This is a genomic window from Bacillus sp. SIMBA_005 (assembly GCF_046535585.1).
GTDB classification, from domain to species: Bacteria; Bacillota; Bacilli; order Bacillales; family Bacillaceae; genus Bacillus; species Bacillus pumilus.
Genome location: NZ_JAWRWI010000278.1, coordinates 1 through 278 on the forward strand (window position 1 = coordinate 1; position 278 = coordinate 278).

Consider the following 278-nt stretch of genomic DNA (forward strand, 5'->3'; position numbering starts at 1 on the left):
TGCAAATTCCCCCATTGTATTAACTAAGTTAGGACCTACTACAGCTCCTAAAGTAGTAGAAACTAAGGCCATACTTGCAGCAGTTGCCCGTTGTTTCTCATTTGCAAGGTCTGTCCCAGCATACCGAACTTGAAGATTAGAAGCCATACCTGCTCCATAAATAAGAAGAGAAACAAATAATAGGGCAACGCTGTTAATTAAAGCCGCGATTATCACACCTATAGCACCTAATCCGCCTATAAGGAAACCACCTGCAAGTCCAGCTCTGCGACCAAAAC

Annotated in this window: 1 pseudogene; it reads right to left on the reverse strand. The window is 43.2% G+C overall.

The window, feature by feature from the left end:
- Window positions 1-278: pseudogene (locus SB660_RS20100) on the reverse strand (MFS transporter); the annotation flags it as partial.